12 protein-coding genes and 2 pseudogenes are annotated in these 17,683 nt (G+C 66.1%); 10 read left to right on the top strand and 4 right to left on the bottom strand.

Annotation, left to right across the window (positions count from 1 at the left end; translation table 11 throughout):
- Positions 1–124: 124 nt before the first annotated feature.
- The 4 genes from AC5JJ6_RS16155 to AC5JJ6_RS16140 all read right to left on the bottom strand — a co-directional run bounded on the left by AC5JJ6_RS16155 (position 125) and on the right by AC5JJ6_RS16140 (position 2,997).
- A complete protein-coding gene (locus AC5JJ6_RS16155) occupies positions 125–316 on the bottom strand; it encodes a hypothetical protein (protein ID WP_496043037.1) in 192 nt (63 codons plus the stop codon).
- Positions 313–858 carry a UGSC family (seleno)protein gene (locus AC5JJ6_RS16150; protein ID WP_496043036.1) on the bottom strand — a complete coding sequence of 182 codons (546 nt, stop codon included), beginning with the start codon at positions 856–858 and terminating at the stop codon, positions 313–315. Before AC5JJ6_RS16150 ends, AC5JJ6_RS16155 begins: the two co-directional genes overlap by 4 nt.
- Positions 859–872: 14 nt before the next feature.
- Positions 873–1,985, bottom strand: a complete 1,113-nt coding sequence (locus tag AC5JJ6_RS16145) for a hypothetical protein (RefSeq protein ID WP_043342391.1) — start codon at positions 1,983–1,985, stop codon at positions 873–875.
- Between the two features lie 85 nt (positions 1,986–2,070).
- The gene (locus AC5JJ6_RS16140) at positions 2,071–2,997 is read right to left on the bottom strand and encodes a LysR family transcriptional regulator (protein ID WP_496043035.1); all 927 of its coding nucleotides are present in this window, start codon (positions 2,995–2,997) and stop codon (positions 2,071–2,073) included.
- Positions 2,998–3,730: 733 nt separating this feature from the next.
- Between AC5JJ6_RS16140 and AC5JJ6_RS16135 the strand changes: the two are divergent.
- The 10 genes and pseudogenes from AC5JJ6_RS16135 to AC5JJ6_RS16090 form a co-directional block, all read left to right on the top strand.
- Positions 3,731–4,047: pseudogene (locus AC5JJ6_RS16135) on the top strand (IS110 family transposase); the annotation flags it as partial.
- A 349-nt stretch (positions 4,048–4,396) separates the two neighbouring features.
- Entirely contained in the window at positions 4,397–5,155 is a 759-nt protein-coding gene (locus AC5JJ6_RS16130) for a hypothetical protein (protein ID WP_496043034.1), read from the top strand.
- 25 nt (positions 5,156–5,180) lie between these two features.
- Entirely contained in the window at positions 5,181–6,485 is a 1,305-nt protein-coding gene (locus AC5JJ6_RS16125) for an SGNH/GDSL hydrolase family protein (protein WP_496043033.1), read from the top strand.
- A 15-nt stretch (positions 6,486–6,500) separates the two neighbouring features.
- The gene (locus tag AC5JJ6_RS16120) at positions 6,501–7,718 is read left to right on the top strand and encodes a trypsin-like serine peptidase (protein WP_496043032.1); all 1,218 of its coding nucleotides are present in this window, start codon (positions 6,501–6,503) and stop codon (positions 7,716–7,718) included.
- Positions 7,719–8,272: 554 nt separating this feature from the next.
- The gene (locus AC5JJ6_RS16115; protein WP_496043031.1) at positions 8,273–9,559 is read left to right on the top strand and encodes a trypsin-like serine peptidase; all 1,287 of its coding nucleotides are present in this window, start codon (positions 8,273–8,275) and stop codon (positions 9,557–9,559) included.
- A gap of 1 nt (position 9,560) precedes the next feature.
- Positions 9,561–11,537, top strand: a complete 1,977-nt coding sequence (locus AC5JJ6_RS16110; RefSeq protein ID WP_496043030.1) for a trypsin-like serine peptidase — start codon at positions 9,561–9,563, stop codon at positions 11,535–11,537.
- Positions 11,530–14,856 (top strand): P-loop domain-containing protein, encoded by a 3,327-nt coding sequence (locus tag AC5JJ6_RS16105; RefSeq protein ID WP_496043029.1) that lies wholly within the window; start codon positions 11,530–11,532, stop codon positions 14,854–14,856. Before AC5JJ6_RS16110 ends, AC5JJ6_RS16105 begins: the two co-directional genes overlap by 8 nt.
- Before the next feature lie 19 nt (positions 14,857–14,875).
- Positions 14,876–15,850, top strand: a complete 975-nt coding sequence (locus tag AC5JJ6_RS16100; RefSeq protein ID WP_496043028.1) for a DNA/RNA non-specific endonuclease — start codon at positions 14,876–14,878, stop codon at positions 15,848–15,850.
- A 308-nt stretch (positions 15,851–16,158) separates the two neighbouring features.
- Complete coding sequence (locus AC5JJ6_RS16095; RefSeq protein ID WP_496043027.1) at positions 16,159–16,869, top strand: IS6 family transposase; 711 nt, start codon at positions 16,159–16,161, stop codon at positions 16,867–16,869.
- Positions 16,870–16,890: 21 nt separating this feature from the next.
- Positions 16,891–17,577 (top strand): annotated as a pseudogene (locus AC5JJ6_RS16090) (IS6 family transposase).
- Positions 17,578–17,683: the final 106 nt, after the last annotated feature.

Here is a 17,683-nt window from a genome sequence, read left to right as displayed (position 1 = left end):
GCAAGCTCCGTCTTGCGGTCAAACGCGCCCGGTCGTCGAACAATGTGACAATGCCATCCCGTGTGCGGGCGCCACCACCCGGCCCCGTCCTGAGATCCGCTCGCCCGCTGCGGGGGCCAGGAAGTTAATCTTGAACTCCGTCGTCAAGACAGATCTCGACGTCGCCCGGAGCAACGCGGCCCAGCACGGCGCCGAGGGTCCGCATGAGGCCCTGGCGAGAGAAGCTGGATGCGACTCGCCATCGGATGCCGGCATCCTCAGCCGCCTCAATCGGCGCGGCGGATGCCGGGTCGAGCTGGCCATTCCGCAGCCTCACGCGGCCCAGACCACCTGCGCCTGTTGCACGATCTGTCCGACCCGCACGGCAACCTCCTCCGCCGTGATCGAGCTCACCGGATGGTCGATCACGACCGGCCGCAGCCTGGGCATGCCGAGCGCCACGCGCGTGAGCTGGGTCTCCTTCACGAACTCCGTCGTGATGATGCAGGCAGCCGGCCGGCCGAGCCGCTCCAACGCGATCGAGTCCCGCACGCAGCAGGAGCAGCAGGACCCGCAATCGCCGATCGCAGTCAGCACGATGTCGCACTCGGCGGCGATCCGGGCGAGCAGCTCGGGTGCGGCATCCTTCGAGAAACTGTGCTTGACGTAGTAGTTCACCGCGGCGAAAGCGACCTCGCCAGACAGCGCCTCGGCAGCGCCGCGCAGCAGCTTGTTGGCGTTCCACTTGCTGTTGTCGAGGATGCCGAGGCGCAGCCCCGCCAGTGCGACGGGCCGCGGAGCCAGCGGCGTCTCGGTGCTCTCGACCCGCCCGCGCGGGTCGAAGGCGAAGATGCGGGTGTCGTCCACTCTTTGCAGCATCGGTCGAGCCTCCCTTAGATCGCGCAGACGTCGCCGGCGCAGTCCGACCCCTCGGGTGCGGCCGCCTCGGCGGAGACCGGCCTCATCACCGGCGTGTTCATGTGTCCCCAGCCGGGGATGAAAGCGGAGAACCGGCCGGCATCGCCGCCAAGGACAAAGAGGTGGATGTTGTCCGGGCTCGGCACGATGGGGATCTGGCTGTTCGGGTCGCGCCGGTACCACTTGGGCAGGTTGCGGTTGTAAACTTGGCCATAGCGATGGTCGCGGCTGATCAGCCGGAAGGCGTTACCGCTGTGCATCCAGAGATAGTGACGGATGTCGCGGCGGGTCCAGCCGTGCCGGGCGATGGTCCGCGCATGCTCGAGGCCGAGCGCCACGGCGCAATGCCCGGACAGCACAGCGTTGTTCGAGGCGATGGTGCTCATGGCCGAGCAGATGGTGTCGAGGATCCCCTCGGGGTCGTTGCACTGGTGGTCGGTGACGCTGTGCGGCGCCTCGGCGGCCATGGCGAAGACTGTGCTGTCATCGGGCTTCCAGCCCTGCTCGACATGGTAGGGGGCGAAGGGGCTCTGCGCCTCATTCTCGCAGACCGCGTAGCTGTACTTCGCGGGATTTCCGAGCGTGCACTTGTCAAGGTCGGGTGGATGCGCGCCGCCGACATTCAGCAGCACCAAGCGGATGGCCCGGCCGATCGTCGCATTGGCGCGGTTGCCCGGCCCGAAGGCATTTGCGCCGCCATTCATGCCGATGGCGCGTGCGATCGGGCCGTTCACAATGACCAGGGGCGCCGCCATGTGCGTCGTCGCCTGCACGCCGTTCAGGTTGAAGGCTTGATCCATCAGGGCGGCCAACGCCGCCCGCAGCACCGGGGCATAGGACGGCAGGCAGCCGGCCATAACAGCGTTGATCGCCAGGATTTCTCGGGTGAGCACGCCCCAGCGCGGCGCTACCTTGCCCTCGACGGCATCCGGGTCGCCGCCTAGGGCATCGACGAAGGCGACGACCGCCTCCGGCGTGGGCGGCACCACAGGCAGGCCGTCGGTCCAGCCACGCTCGTAATAATACTCGACCAGGTTGGTGCCCGGCGCCACGGCGTGGTGGCCCGTGATCTCCAGAGTGGTGGCCATGCGTTCCTCCGGTCCTTCTGCCCGGTAGAATGCTGGCCAGCCTCATCTATGCCAATATAATTAGCTTTCCGATCATTATTCCAATCTACGCATCAATAACCCCGGCCGGCCAGGTCTCTGCAAGGGTGGCGAGGAGGCCGGCAGCAGCCGGCCCAAGGTCTCGCCCGCGCTGCGTGACAAGGCCGATGCGCCGGCTCAGCCCGGGCGGCGCAAGCGACAGCCGCGCCAAACCCTCGCCGCTTGGCCCGTTCACTGCGCCGGCAGGGACGATGGCGAGCCCTGCGCCGGCCCGCACCAGCCGCAGCATGCTGGCGAACTGGGTCACGGTGAGCACGTGTTGGAAGGCCAGCCCCACTTCGGCCGCCGCCGCATCAAGCATCCGACGCGTGCGGGACTCTGGCGGGAAGGACACGAGCCGCTCGCCCGCGAGGTCGGCGAGCGAGACGGCGTCGTCGCGTCCCACCAAGGCGTGGCCGGGCGGGGCGACGACGACGAAATGCTCGCGCCCGAGCGGCTGGGCGGACACATCGTCCGGCAGATCGTCCACGTAGGTGAGGCCGAAATCCGCGACCCCGCCGTGGATCTCGGCGAGGACCGCGCCGTGCACGCCCTCACGCAAGTGGATCTCGACGCTCGGCCGGGCGGCCGACCAAGCTGCCAAGATCGCAGGTAGCGGGCCGGCTGCGGCCGACATGATGCACGCGAGCACCACCCGGCCGCGACTCTCGGCAGCAATCTCGCGGATGTTGCGGGCGGCCATACGGATCTCGTGGAGCAAACGCTCGGCTATCGGCAGGAACTCGCGGCCGGCCTGAGTCAGGCGCACCCGCCGGGTCGTGCGCTCGAACAGCGCGGCGCCGAGCACGTCTTCGACCCGGCGTATGGTTCGCGTCAGCCCGGGCTGCGAGCACTTCAGCACGGCCGCGGCGGCGACGAAGCTGCCCTGCTCCGCGACAATCAGGACAGCCAGAAGTTGCCGGGCAGAGAGATCGGGGACCTGCGTGTGGGTCACCCCAGCATTATGTCAACCGGGGGCGGCGAGCCGTCAACGATGCGATAAAGCGAGGCTTGCTCCACCTGTAGGGCAAACATCGGCGGCTTCTAGCATGCGGTAATATCCCGGCTTACCGCAGGTGAGAGCGAGCGTTAGGTTCTACTCGTCTTGTCACTACCTTGCGCTTCCAACATCAAAGAGGGGCGGTGTCACTGAACCCGCAAGCAGGTGTAAAAAGAACTCAGGCCAGAATTGCGAGACTTGAACCTGTCACCGGCCTGTGTGCACGCCTCCTCCGAGGTAAAACCAGGTATAGTTGTCATAGCCGGGCCGCCATCAGTGCGGGAGCCGCTCTGACCAATCGATATTGTAACATATATCATAATGATAAGCGCCCAAGACATCGTGTCGCCTCCGGTCTCATTTGTATCTCAACCCAGCTAGTCGCGAAGAATGATAGGACGCAACTCGGAAGGGCTTGCAAGGGAGTCGCTCCGGGACGCAGGGGATGCCATTCCTTTGCCGCTTCAGCACCTCGCTACCTTCGCCCAGGCCCGCAGCGCCGCCCCACACATCGCCAGCGGCTAACTTGCGGGGCGCGGGTCTTATCGCAGGTGTGGATGCCTCCTGCGGGTCAAGGCGCATCTGCAACGCTGGCATTGAGAGCACGGGTGCGGTCATGATGGAATGGACGGCCTCGCTTTTCTAACTGATCCTCCGGTCGAGGACGCGACCAGGAGAGGAGGTGAGGATAGCAGTCAAGGCTATCGGACTGGATCTGGCTAAGCATGTTTTCCAGGCGCACGGGGTAGATGCCGCGAGGCAAGTAGTCCTGCGGCGCGACTGCGTCGAAGTGAGGTCATTGCTTTCTTCGCTGGGTTGCCGCCGGCGCTTGTGGGCATGGAGGCCTGCCACACCGCGCGCTACTGGGGTCGGGTGTTGCTTAAGCTGGGCCACCAAGTACGGCTCATGTCACAGCAGTTCGTGAAGCCGTATGTGAAAAGCCAGAAGAACGATGCGGCTGCCGCCGACGCGGTTTGTGAGACGGTCACGCGGCCGGCGCACCGCCGCTAGCGGACGCGGCGGAGAGCTGCTGCGGGCTTGCCTGCGGTTGCTGGTGCTGCCTCACCGGGACAGGGTGTACCAAACGAAGGTGCCTGCGCTGTGACGGGTGCCGGACGTGCTCGACAGGCAAGGAGCTGATAAAAACGTTATCATGAGTAAATGCGGACACTAGAATATCAGCGCGAACGGGCGCCTTGATGGCGGCTTTGGTTTGATCACGGGCACTAGAGCCGTGCAAAGTCAATCAACGCCAAGCGCGAGAAGCGGGTGGAGCGCCCCCGTTCCGGCCGGGCGGGCGACGACCCTAAGAACCTTGGCCTACGCCCATGGCGAAGTTGGAAAGACCGCCCGCATGCACAAGCACACTGCCTTGCGCTTTGTGGAAAATGCACAGATACCCGAGCCTGTCGGCCGGCCCGAGGCGGCGCTCGAAGGGCCCGCGCTCAACCTCGACAAGCTGCCGGACGGCATTGTCAGCAGCAACACGCTGATCGACTACTCTGCGGCCTCCGCCGAGGTCCGCGGCGGGGTCTCGCTCGCCATGCTGTTCGCAAGCCGCGCGGCCACCGCCGCGATGGCGCCCGGCAGCGACGAGGATGACTGGTTCGCTGCCTACCGTAACAACCTTGAGAAGCTTGGCTTCAGGTCGTCGCAGACGGCGATGACGCGGAACCGCTTCCGCAAGCGCGGCCTGTTCGTCCACAAAGCCATCATCCCCTTCCTTACCATCGCCCTCGGCGGAGCGGGGGTAGGCCCGGTGATGCTCGCCCTTCTTGAGAACCTCAAGGAGGTCGACAAGGACCGGCCCTGGATCACCCTCTTCGACCAGGAGTCGCGTCACTTCGAGTCGCGCGAGATGCACTTCGCCGCAGTCAGCTCCAGCCAAGTGGAAAGCGTGGTCCGCCACGTCACCGCGCGCCTTACCGTAGATTCTAGCGAAACGAACGTGCTGTTCTTTCGAATGACCGACGCCGCGGCAGAGTTCGAGAGCGTGACCACCACGCTCACCGCCAACAACGCGCTGCTCGCGGTGATTGAGGAGCCGCTGCAGCAGCGGCTCGCGGAAAACTCGTTTGCCTTTATCAAGGAAGCAACGCTCGCACCGCGCTGAGCGGCGGCGGGACAGGGGAATCGACATGGCACGCATGCCTCCGCCGATCGACGCGGCCGAGTTGGAGCAGATGCTGCTGGATCCGGACACGCCGGACGAGGCGATTCGCCCTTACCTGATGGACGACGTAGCCGAGGCCGCTCCCTTCCGTCCTGTGGTCCGCGGCAACCCAGCGCTGGTTGAGGCGCCGGAAACCGAGGCCGCGGTCGCGCTTTCCTCGCTCAACGGACTGTCGCGCTGGCGCCGCCAGAAGCGCTATCGCGCCAAGGTGCAGAACTGGACCGGGCTTCGGCTGGTCTCCGAGGGCGACAGCTGGTTCCAGTATCCCCTGCTGCTGACCGACGTGATCGATTGGCTCGCCGAGCCCTATGCCATCCTGTCGCTCGACGCGGCGGGCGACCTCGTGGCCGACATGGTCAGGCAGGGCGAGCTGATCACCGCGGTTGCGGCGGAGCGGCCGGACGCCGTGCTGCTGAGCGGCGGCGGCAACGACCTGCTCGGGGCCAGCAACCTTGCGCGGGCGCTGCAGCGCTTCGAGGCCGGCCTGCCCCCCGCCGCCTATCTCGGTGAGGCCTTCGAGGCCAATTTGCGGTCGGTGCTCGACGACTATGAGCAGCTGCTCTCCCGCATTCGCCAGGTGGCGCCGGAGACGCCCGTATTAACCCATGTCTACGACTACGCCATCCCCGCGGGGGGGCGCTGGCTCGGCCAGCCGATGCGCGCGCTCGGCATCGAGGATCCGGTGCTGCAGCGCGGCATCGTGCGCGCGATCGTGGACCGCTTCGACACCGGGTTGCGCAGCTTGGCCGCCACCTTCCCGCACATGCACGTAATCGACACGCGCGGCGCCGTCGGGCAGAGGAGCTGGCACGACGAGCTGCATCCCGACGACCAGGGTTACCGCGTCGTCGCCGAGCGCTTCGCGGCCGCCATCGCCGAGGCGACGGGCACGCCCGTGCCGGCCTTCGGCGGCGCCATCGAGGCGGCGGTGGAGCTCTCCACCGAGCCGGCGACGCCGCTCGACACCTTTGGAGAGGAGGTGCTGCTGCGGGAGATTGGCCGGCGCGCGATGCTGGCGGCGGCCGGCGACAAGCTCGCGGATGCCTTGCCATTCATCTTCCCGTCGAGCGTGGAGGGGACCTTCCCGAACCTCCAGGCGCGCGGCGAACAGGTCGTGGCCGCCGCGCGTGATGCAAACGCGGCGGAGCTGGCGACCGGCGACGCCTCGGGCCTGGTGCAGCACCTTGCGGCACACGCGGAGCTGGCCGGTGAGGCGCATGCGATGCTCGTCGCCACGGTGCTGGCGCGTCGCGCGGCCGGGCGGAGTTGAGGGGAGAGAAGAAGGATGGACGGGACATTGGCAGGGCCGGGCGAGCCATCGGCCGCCAAGCTGCTCCGGCGCCTGTCGGCGCCGGTCGGCGCCGGCGGGCTTGAGAGCGCCACCCTCGAAGGCAACATCATCGGCGTGCCCGACAGCCGCGAACGGCTGGAGGCGGCGAAGGCTTTGCTGAAGCGTCTGGCCGCGAACGACCCGGAGGTCCGCGAGGAGGAGGTTGACCGCATCATCCGGGACGCGGAGGAGGGCTTCCGCAAGCTGGACGGCGAGGGGGAGGGCGCGGAACTCTCAACCTCCGAGATCTTCGGGCTGGAGGCGGTCATCGAAGCCGACGGCAGCCGCCCTGTCCTCTTCGTGCAGGACGGCACGATCGACCTGGAAGCTCCGGCCCTGCGCGAGAGCCTCGCCGCGCGCTGGCAGGGTGCGGCGGCGCAATTCCGGTCTGGCATCGAGCGGGTCGCGGCGGCGGTCGGCGCGGTGCAGTTGCCGGCCTTCCTCGATGAGCGCGGCAAGCCAAGGCGCATCGGCACAGCCTTCGCGATCGCGCCAGGGCTCGTGCTGACCAACCGGCACGTGCTGGAGGAGCTGGCGCGCTACAACCAGAGCCGCTGGACCTGGACGCGCGACGCCGAGGTGGATTTCGCTGGGGAGTACGAGCGCGACGCGGAGTGCCGCTTCAAGGTGGTGGAGGTCCACGCTTTCGGGGCGGAGCCGATCAACAGGCGCGTCAATTTTGCCCGCGCCGACTACGCCGTGCTGCGGCTGGAGGGCGACGCGGACTTCCCCAAGCCGCTCTCGCTGGAGCCCAATCCCGCACGGGTGACGGTCGGCGCGGTGCAGCCACCCATCTATGTAGTGGGCTTCCCGGCCAAGCCTCTGGTGGCCGAGCCTTCACCCGGTGAGGGGCCGCCAGCAGCCGGGCACGAGTATGCGGAGGTGCTGGAGCGGCTTTATCGCAACCGCTTCGGCAGTAAGCGTTGGGCGCCGGGCCTCGTCGAGGCTGGGCCGGGCCAGGTCGCCGGCGATGCCCGCAAGTGGATCATGACCCATGATTCCAGCACGCTCGGCGGCAACTCGGGCTCGTGCGTCGTGGATTTCCAGCATAACGGGGAGCGGGTGGTGGGCCTGCATTTCGGCGGCCAGCCGCGTGTTGAGAACTACGCCCATGTACTGGCAACACTGCGACAGGAACTCGCGGACATCGGCGGGCTCGCGTGGGCAACGTGACGTCGCGCCGACCCAACTGCCGGCGAGCAGGCGCTATCGTGCGCTTGTGCCGCAGTCGCGGTATGGTTTCAGCTCATAGTCTCAGCAAAGCAGACATGAAGGACCGGCGCGACAAAATGTCAGGCCTGGAGCATCGTAACTCAACCAGTGGCTAGAGGCAGCTAAGCCTGAAGGGCAATCCGCATGCCTAGGCAAGAACGTGCTATGCCATCGGCGCCGAAGACGACAGATCCGGTGAGCCGCGAGACGAAACTGCTGCAGTTCGGCGCATTGCTTGTCACCATTATCGTCGGCGACGTGCCGGAGCAGATCCACTCCGAAGCTGCCTTCTCCAAGCTCTGCAGCGCCTGCCCGGTGCCAGCCTCGAGCGGCAAATCCAGCAAGCACAGTCGAGGTCCGCTGCGGCGCCCCTCTTGGCGCCTCGAAAGAGGGAATTCTTGTCTGGCTTCCACACGCTCCGGGTATGCTCCCCTGCGCCTTCTCGCCGGTCGCCGTAACTGACGCCCTGCGACAGCGGCGGACATTCTCGTAAAGGTCAAGATCGAGGACAGGCAATGGTATCAAGCGCTGGCAAGGCTCGGTCCGCTGCGGCGCGACAGAAGATCCCGGAAGCTCTTTCGGGCTTCCGTCGGGCGCTTCGCACGGGCAATCCCATCCCCTCGACGGACGCGGCCGCGGCGGCCCTTGAGAACAGCGGGGGTGCAGAAGCCGACCTCAGCGACGCCGGGATTAAAAACCGGCTCGACGTTGCTCGGGAGCAGTTAAGGAAAGTCGTCGAGCAGCACCTGGGCGGTGACCAAGCTCTGCTCGACATCGTTGACGAGATCACGCGAGGCGGCGACGAGGCGCTGAGACGCCTAGCCGGGGATGACGCTGAGGCGTTCAGCGCCGACGGTGCCCTCCTCGCCGACCTGGAGACGATAGTTCGTCTGGACGGCTCGCGCCCGAGCTTTATGGTCCGAAATGGCGACGTTGACCTGACAACCAGTCCGGTAGGCGGCTGGGCCGATGTAATTGAGGCGAGCCGCCCGGCACTGCGGCAGACGCTCGCGTGCGTGGGCCGGATCAACCTGCCGGGGACACCGGAAGGTTTCGAGGGAACAGGCTTCCTTGTCCAGCGCAACTTCGTTCTCACTAACCGGCACGTCCTTCAGTCGGTGGCGGACAACTTGCCAGAGGGCTGGTCATTCCGTTCCGGCGCCTGCATCGACTTCGGTCACGAGTTTCGCTCCAGCAAACGTCACCCGCGACGGGCACTCAAACGCGTCGTGTTCTGCGGGCCCGAAGCGATCGAGTTCGAGAAGCCCGTCGATCACCGAAAGCTGGACCTCGCCCTCATCGAGTTGGAGGCATCGTTAACCGATGACGATGTGCCCGAGACCCTCCTGTCGGTGGATCTGTCTTCTGACTGGGCGCAGGAAGGCACTTACGTCTTCGTGGCGGGCTACCCGGCGCCACCGCCGTTTGGCCGTTTCACCCCGACGCTTATCGAGAAGCTCTTTCAAGGCACGTTCGGCTGCAAGCGCCTGGCGCCCGGGGCAGCTGCGAAGAGCCTCGTCGAGGTGCCAGCGTGGACCATGGCTCATGACGTCACGACCTTGGGCGGCAACTCCGGGTCGGTGCTCGTGGTTGCTGGCCGGGAGACCGCCGCGGCTGCCTTGCACTACGGAGGCAAATCCCGCCCACCGCGCGAGAATTGGGCCCATGTGCTCGGGGCAACGCTCGATATGCGAGCTGAGGCGGGCGGCCAGACCCTTCGTGAGTGCCTGACGTCGCTGAATGTCGACCTAATCGATCGCCGCGTCGGCGCGGAGGAACCCGGGCCGAAGGCGGAAACCTGACGTGCTCACGACGTCGGAGATCGTCGCCGCGCTCAAGACGTCGCGCGCGGAGTTCGCGCGCCTGTTCCTGCAGGCCCAGGCGGACATACCAGCCGAAAGACGCGAGGCCTTCGAGGCCGTGGGCCGTGACGCGAACGACCGTAACGCCTTTCTTATCGCGGTCCTGTCTGCCCAAAAGAACGGTTGGCTAGAGAACCTCCTGGATCTGGTGGTCTCGTCCGGCTTAGAGGACGGGCGCATCATGGACCACCTCGTGCGACTCCGTGCGGGCCAGGGCGACGCTGAGCTCCAGGCTATGGTGAACTCGGTCAGCGCCTTCCAGCACCCCCACGTCATCCTGCGCGGTGTGGCCGACGGGATCCGCTGGACGGCCAAGGTCACCACGGGCAACTCCACGGGAACCGGCGTGCTCGTCGGGCCAAACCTCGTTCTCACGGCGTGGCATGTCGTCAAGTCATTGTTCCAGCCCGAGTTAGATGCGAGCGGCCACGTGGTCTACCGTCCCGATCTCGCGGCCGGACGCGAGAGACTCCGCTTCCAGTTCGATGAGTTTCTTGCGCGGGTGCGGCGCGGCAAGAACCTGCGCCCGTTCCGGACGGTCCAAGTCGAGCCAGCCGCTGATTGGTATGTGGCCCATTCCGAGTGCCACGAGGAGGAACTGGCCCAGAGGTTGCCAGCCAACAAGCCGGACCTGGACGGCTACTGGGACTACTGCCTCATTCGCGTGAAGTCCGCACCTGGCATGGAGAGGCGATGGGCTGCGCTGGACGCGAGGGCCGTTGTTCCGGCGCCCGACGACCGCATCATTGTGTTTCAGCACCCGGCGGGACAGCCGATGCGGGTGGACCAGAACGTCGTGGCCCGCCCTTGCGACTACGGCATCGACCCGGCAACATCGCTCCTCCGCTTCATCCACAGGGCGAACGCGCTCTCAGGTTCATCCGGCGGTCCATGCTTCGATGGCTCGTTCTCGCTGTTCGGCCTGCACCAGGGAACCTGGCAGCGTCCGGCGCCAGGCGCGGATAGCCCGGCCCTGAACCGCGGCGTACCACTCGTTGCGATTTTGGAAGATATCAAGAAGCATGGCGGTCTCCCCACACCCGCCCATGACGAGGTTCCGACCTGGGAGCTCGGACCGGCGAACAACCACGCCCCTGTGCTGGGCCACGAGAACTTCCAAGGGGTCGTGTGGCGGGCCGCCCTTAGGGGCAGACCCCGCATCATTGTCCTAGAGGGAAGCCCGGGCACTGGGAAGACGTTCATGGTCCGCGTCCTCGGGGCCATGCTGGCCGACCGCCAGCACCTCAAGTTGACGCTGTCGGCTGAGGCGGTCGGCAAGCAAAGCGCCCTCTCCCTCGCAAGCACAATTCTAAATGCGGCAGGCGTCGTCGAGGTTGGTGCGGGGAACCAGGGCATGGGCGCGGAGGCGGGCCTCCTGAGCGGCGCTAATCTCTTTGACTCCACTGCGAGTGCATGGCGGCGTGACGAGGTGGTTCGGAGGATTGTGGAGGGGCTGGACGCCAGGCGCGCCGGACGTCTCGTCTGGCTGTCGCTCACCGACCTGAACGCGTTCGAGGTGCAGGGCCTCGACGCAAGGGACCTCCTCCTGCTCATCTACGAGCAGACCCTTTCCGTTGATTGGTTGAGGATCGTGCTGGACGGGTTCCGGGGCAACCTCCCGGTAGGCCTACGAGAGGTTGTCGAGGTCTACACGACTTCAGCTCCGGGATCCGGGGCACCGCTCATCAACGAGGGGGACGTCGCCACCTTTCTCAGGCGGCTCAATGCTGCTGCGGAACTCGGCATGGACGAGTTCACGATCATTGCCCTGAGCCGCCACCTGTTTAGCCGCTACGGCGCGAGGCGGTCGGAGAACCTTTCACGAACCCTCGTCGCCTTTGCCGAGGAGGTCGCCGAGCTCGGTGCCGCCTACCTCGAAGTCGTTGATGGGAGAGATCAGGGGCCGCCGAATGCCTGAGCCGTCGCCGGGTCTGCTGCGCTTCGCCGCCGCCTTCCGGGGGCGCTTGCAACAGCTAGCTGAGCAGCGCCTGGCAACACCGTCCGTACGGGACCCCGCGCGCGGGGAGTCCGCCGTTGAGCTCGGGCCTTCCGACACGCTGGCTTTCGACTCCGGGAAGCTATCCGAGGAGGTGACCTACTTGGTTCAGGCGGCTGATGCGGATCCGGCTCATCAGGAGCACGTGCCGAGCGACGCCGACGTGGCCGCCCGCCTTGTGGATGTGGAGGCGGTCGCGGCGATGACAGGCCGCTTCGACCCGGACGACCTGTTCGGCGCGACGGAGCCCGAGATCCTCAAGCGCCGCGTGCTGTCCTCTCTGGCTCAGGGTTGCGACGTGGAGGGAACCGAGACCGGCCTGCGTTGGCTCCTACTCAAGGACAGGCGGACGCTCGTCCTCCGGCGTCTCGCATCGCACCCGGGACTTCCCCACGCGCTCGCGCGGGAACTCCCGGCCACCGATCTATTCGGGGAAGCCCTGCGGGAGATTCTCAGACACGGCAAGGCCGTTTCGCTGCATCGCCGGCAGCTGACCTCCGCAGATGATCAGGAGCGCTGGCTACTGGCTTTGGCATCCGCCATAGAGGCGGTGCGGCTTGCCGGACTGCCGACTCCCGACCCGCAAGCGGTCCAACAGGCGTCGGGCCAGGCGAGCTTCCTGCGCGAACATCGCCTGCTAACGCAGGACGGGGTGCTCGGCCGTGGCGCTGAAGAGGCTGCGCTGGTCGACTTCATCACGGCCCCCCCGGTTCCCACAGCTGCACGTTGGGAGGGGCTCCTGCTGACAGGCCTCGGCGGTGCCGGCAAGTCGACCCTGCTCGCGAAGGTCGTCGTCGAAGTAGCTCGCATCGGCCAGGCGACGCTGGCTGTCCTGGATTTCGACCGCCCGGGGGTCGACGCCAGCGACCCGTCGTTCCTCGAGCGGGAGATCACCCGGCAAGTAGGTTACCAGGAACCGTCGGTCGCACAGGGCCTACGCGACAGGCGCCGGGAGCTCAGGGCCTTCCAGCCCCAAAGGTCATCGGATTCCGCCAGCGTGTCGAGCGAGGAACGTGCGACGCGCAGCCTCATCGCCGAGATGGCACAAGCCTTGCTCGCTGCTGGGCGTGAACGCCCGTTTCTCCTTGTCCTGGACACCTTCGAGGAGGTTACCCGCCAGCGCGCGCTCGGCCGGATCCTATCGTGGCTCGACGAACTGGCCGAGTTCCTCTCGCCGCTGCCACTCAAGGTCATCGTATCGGGCCGTAACATGGGCCTCACGGGACAGGCTGATGACGGCGACGACCTCTCTCCCTCGAATCCCGATGTGGACCGTTTGGGCAGGGTCTGCGCTCACTCGGTCATTCTGGGCGAACTCCGTCCAGCCGCCGCGGAACGCCTGTTGCGCAACCTCCAAGTTCCGCCAGCCGTCGCCCGACGCCTTGCACGCTCGCAGGTCCTGCCACGGCGGCCCCTGGAGCTGAAGCTCCTCGGGCGCCTGCTGCTCGAGGATCCCGAGACAGACGTCGATGCCCTGGAGAGGGAAGTGCGAAGCGGGTCGGGCCGCGGCAAGTCCCTCTTCGCGGGCATTGTCTCCCGGCGAGTCCTGCTGCGGCTCCGCGACCCGGTCGCGCGCGCTCTCGCCAGCCCCGGGTTGATCCTCCGTTACGTGACGCCGGACCTGATCGGGAGCGTGCTCGTGCCAGCGCTCGGCCTCACCCCCCTGTCCCGCGAGGAGGCCGAGGCGGCTCTGCAGAGTCTCGCCGCGCATGGTTGGCTAGCCTACCGCGCTCCCAACGGGGCAGTCTGGCACCGCCGCGACCTGCGTCGCTCGATGTTGCCCGCGATGCTCGCGGAAGCGCCGGAGGAGGCACGGCGGATACACCGGGCCGCAGTGGTCTACTTGGAGGCATCCTCGGACGAGCGCGACCGTTCGGAGGCCTTCTATCACCGGCTGATGCTGTTGCGGTGGGAGGACGGGGACACCTCATGGATTGAGGACCTGGCGCCCGCGGTGATCCGGAAGGCGGCCGAGGCCTTCAACCTCGATCTCGCCGACCTCCCCCCGAGGGGATCCGCTCTGGTCCAATTTGCGAGGAGACCGGCCTCGGTGCAGCCGGGAGAGGTGTGGCTGCTCCCGGATGGCTACCGCGAGCGCGCGCTTGAGGCGGTGGGCGAGAGACTGGTGCGCGCTCGCTCGTTCCGGAACGCCCTCGCCCTGCTGACCGAGCGCGACGAGTTGGAGGGAGGACGCGTTCGCGCGCGTACCTTGCCGCGCTGGGAGACCAGCACGCTGTTCGCAACGGCCTCGTGGCGGCTGCTTCACGATGCGGCTGGGCAGGAGGTCTCCCCTGGCGCTGAATGGCGCCCCCTGCGGGAGGTTCTTGCCCGGTGCTACCCGTTCGACCTCATCAGCACCGGGAATGCGAGCAATGCCTGGGTCGAAGATCGCTTGGCCGCGTTGCAGCCTGCAGACCTGCCGCCGTCGGCGGAGAGGGCACGGCTCCTGCGCGAACTCTCGGTGGTGCTCATCCTAAGGTTTCCAATGGGCATGCTGGGCCCCGACGCTCAGGAGAAGGTCCAGCAGCTCCTTTGGGCGGCGACGCGGGGCGAGCGTGGTTTGACGCTGGAGCCAGGACATCTCCCGCTTGCGAAACTTGTCGGCTTGCCGTTCGAGGAGGCTGCCGTCGCCTACGGGCCAGCGGACCTCTGCCTCGACACGGGCTGGCTTGGGGACGCATCAGGCTTCCTGCGGGGCTGGGACCCCGCGGGGTTCGCCCGTCAGGCCGCGGAGGCAATCGAGCGCACCAAGTCCTCATCGCGTCGGACGGTAGCGCGCATGCTCGCGGAGGTGGACGCGCTGGCGAAGCGTAGGGACAACCTGTCGGCGATTGCGGAAAGCGGAGCGGTGAAGATGTGGAGGGAGGACGGGCGAAGCCTCCAGCGCGGCCCGAGCCCCGAATTCCGAGACCCCGTGCGATACGCGCTTGCCGATGCGTTCCCAAATCGCGGCGCCCTTGCCGGAATTGCACCGATCGTCGCAAAGTGCCTTGAAGGTGAATGGACCGACCTTTGGCCCCAAGCCTTCGCGGAACGGCTGGCGGACGACCCGATCGTGGGCCTTCAAACCTATGTCGAGGCTGTCGATCGGTCTTGGAACCTGGGACGCCTTTTAGCCGAGGCCTGTGATTTGAACCCACACGCGGAGAGGCTGCGGGAGGTTAGGATCGCCTTTGGACGATGGGACGAGTGCATGGGGCATCTCCTATCATCGCGTAAGGACCGCTTCTTCGAAGCCTGACGATCTTTGGGAGGAAGCCATGATCAAAGTGGACCTGGGCAGGAAGGCGACCTTTGACACCATGAGCGCGCTCGACCTCTACCCCGAGGACGAGGCGGTCCGCCTGCGGCGTTTGCGGGACGCGAGTGGTGACCTGGAGAGACCCGGGCGCGAGCCGACCTCGTCGCCGCAGAAGCTCTCGGGCCGAGACGGCTACCAGGCAAACTTCCTAGAAGATTGGAGTATCGATCTGCCCCTGCTTACCGGCGACCGGGCGGACGACATGGTGCCTCTCTCTGACGGCTCCGGGGTCGAGCTCAAGTACCGGCACTTCTCCTGCGTCATGTCGCGCTCGAGGCGCCTGCCCCTGATCACCGCGTGCAACATCGACGGCTCGAAGTCCCGCAAGTTGCCTCGGATCTCGACATGGAGCTTCGACGGGCGCATCCCCCGGGAGTGCCAGGTCGGCGACGAGCTCTACTTCCAGAACGAGCTGGATCGCGGGCACATGGTCCGACGCGAGGATCCGGTGTGGGGCTCGCTCGCCGAGGCAAAGCAGGCGAACGAAGACACTTTCCACTTCACGAACTCCTGTCCCCAAATGGCCGGCGTCAACCAGGTCACCTGGCTTGGGCTCGAGGATTACATCCTGAACCACACCCGAAGCGACAGCATGCGGGTCAGCGTGTTCACGGGACCCTACTTCAGTGAGGACGACATCGAGTATCGCAGCTTGCTGATCCCCATGGCCTTTTGGAAGGTCGTGGCCATCGTCACCGAGGACGGACGCCCATCGGCAACGGCCTATAAGGTGAGCCAGGATGAGGAACTCGGCCAACTGGAACATGTGTTCGGTAAGTACAAAACCTTCCAGATCTCGGTGGCGAGCGTGATGGAGGACACCGGCTTGGACTTCTCGAAACTGGTTCCCTACGACGGCATCTCCGAGCACGAGAGGGCAGGTGGCGCGGCCCAGCGGCAGCAGATCAGCGACCTGACCGACATTAGAATTTGAGGGCGAACCTTTCGTCGTTCTGAATCCCTGAGCTGTTCAGTTTGGGACGCGGCTTCTGGGGCACTCCGAACCTCAGAGCAGGGTGCCACGTTGATGCATAGACGCCGGTAGGTGCCCGGTCACAGCGGAGATGAGCGGCGCCGGGGATGCGGGCGGCACCGCCGAAGTCGATGCGCAGCGGCCGACGTTGGGCTCTGTCGCAGTTTCCGTACTCGTCAGCCGTTGGTGTCGGGTTCTGTTGCGTCCTTGCGGTACCATCCTGAGCAGGTACAAACCGGGGCATGGCGAGACGGTGGGGAGTGGCCTTGGTGAGGTCGGATCAGTCCTTCAAAGGCCGGCAGTTCACCGCAGAGGTGATCCTCTGGGCGATCCGCTGGTACCTGATGTTCCCGGTGAGCTACCGCGATCTCGAACTGATGCTGGCCGACCGCGGCGTGGAGGTGGCGCATACTACGGTGTTCCGCTGGGTGCAGACCTACGCGCCGGAGATTGAGAAGCGGATCCGGCCGCACCTGCGCGTGAGCAACGGCTCATGGAGGGTGGACGAGACCTACAGCCGGGTGAAGACCCGCTGGATGTACCTGTATCGCGCGGTCGACAGCCGCGGCCAGACGATCGACTTCCTGCTCTCGGCCAAGCGCGACGCGGAGGCTGCAAAGCGCTTCTTCCACAAGGCTCTCGGGCAGCCGCATACGGTGAACCCGCGCACCATCACCGTGGACAAGAGCCCGGCCTACCCCTGCGCCGTCACAGAGATGAAGGAGAACGGCGAGCTGTGGCGCTTCTCTCGATTACGACAATGCAAGCACCTCAATAACATAGTGGAACAAGACCGCCGGCGCGTGAAACGCCTGGTCCGATCAGGGCTTGGCTTCGGCAGCTTCCACACGGCGCGACGAACACTGGCAGGCTACGAGGCAATGGCGATGATCAGGAAGGGGCAGGTACAAAAGGTGGGCGGACGCGACATGCGGACCCAAGCTACCTTTATCGCCGAGCTGTTCCAGGTCGCCGCCTGATCTGGGGACTGTCGCGGCCATTTGCGACTTGCCGCAAACTTTGCAACACAACCGCATGCTGTCTGGCTCTATCACCTGTTCAGCCTGAGCCTGCGCGACATCGAGCTGATCCTGGCCGAGCGGGGCGTGGTGGTCAGCTACGAGAGCATCAGGCGCTGGTGCCTCCGCTTCGGCGCGGAGTTCGCGGCCAAGCTGCGCAAGCGGCGGCCGAGGCCGGGTGACACCTGGCACCTGGATGAGGTGTACCTGAAGATCAACAGCGAGCTCTTCTAGCTCTGGCGCGCCGTGGACCAGCACGGTGTCGTGCTCGACATTCTCGTGCAGGAGCGGCGCAATGCCACGGCTGCCAAACGCTTCTTCAAACGCCTGCTGATGGGCCTGAAGTACAAGCCGCGCAAGATCGTCACGGATGGGCTGCGCAGCTACGGCGTGGCGCAGCATGAGGTCCTGCCCGGCGTGCGGCATCGGACCAGCCGCTACCTGAACAATCGTGCTGAGAACTCCCACAGACCGATGCGACGTCGAGAACGACAGATGCAGCGGTTCAAGTCACCTGAACAGGCACAGCGGTTCCTCTCGGCGCACGCGATGATCTATGGCCACTTCCATCCACGTCGGCACCTGATGGCCGCCGAACAGTATCGCCGTTCGCGTCGCAAGGCCTTCCAGATCTGGCAGCAGGAGACGTGTGCCCAGATGGCAGCGTGAGATCACGCAAGCTCCGTCTTGCGCTCAAGCGCACCCGGTCATCAAACAACGTGACTGTGAGAGTGTTGCCGTCGTTCGGTGAGTATGACCCCCAACTTGATTGACC

Source organism: Skermanella sp., assembly GCF_059503625.1.
This window is presented reverse-complemented; position numbering and strand designations above follow the sequence as displayed.

Coding starts and splice junctions, on each gene's coding strand:
- AC5JJ6_RS16145 (WP_043342391.1), bottom strand. CDS start 1,985: ATGGCCACCACTCTGGAGATCACGGGCCACCACGCCGTGGCGCCGGGC.
- AC5JJ6_RS16120 (WP_496043032.1), top strand. CDS start 6,501: ATGGACGGGACATTGGCAGGGCCGGGCGAGCCATCGGCCGCCAAGCTG.
- AC5JJ6_RS16100 (WP_496043028.1), top strand. CDS start 14,876: ATGATCAAAGTGGACCTGGGCAGGAAGGCGACCTTTGACACCATGAGC.
- AC5JJ6_RS16115 (WP_496043031.1), top strand. CDS start 8,273: ATGGTATCAAGCGCTGGCAAGGCTCGGTCCGCTGCGGCGCGACAGAAG.
- AC5JJ6_RS16150 (WP_496043036.1), bottom strand. CDS start 858: ATGCTGCAAAGAGTGGACGACACCCGCATCTTCGCCTTCGACCCGCGC.
- AC5JJ6_RS16125 (WP_496043033.1), top strand. CDS start 5,181: ATGGCACGCATGCCTCCGCCGATCGACGCGGCCGAGTTGGAGCAGATG.
- AC5JJ6_RS16105 (WP_496043029.1), top strand. CDS start 11,530: ATGCCTGAGCCGTCGCCGGGTCTGCTGCGCTTCGCCGCCGCCTTCCGG.
- AC5JJ6_RS16130 (WP_496043034.1), top strand. CDS start 4,397: ATGCACAAGCACACTGCCTTGCGCTTTGTGGAAAATGCACAGATACCC.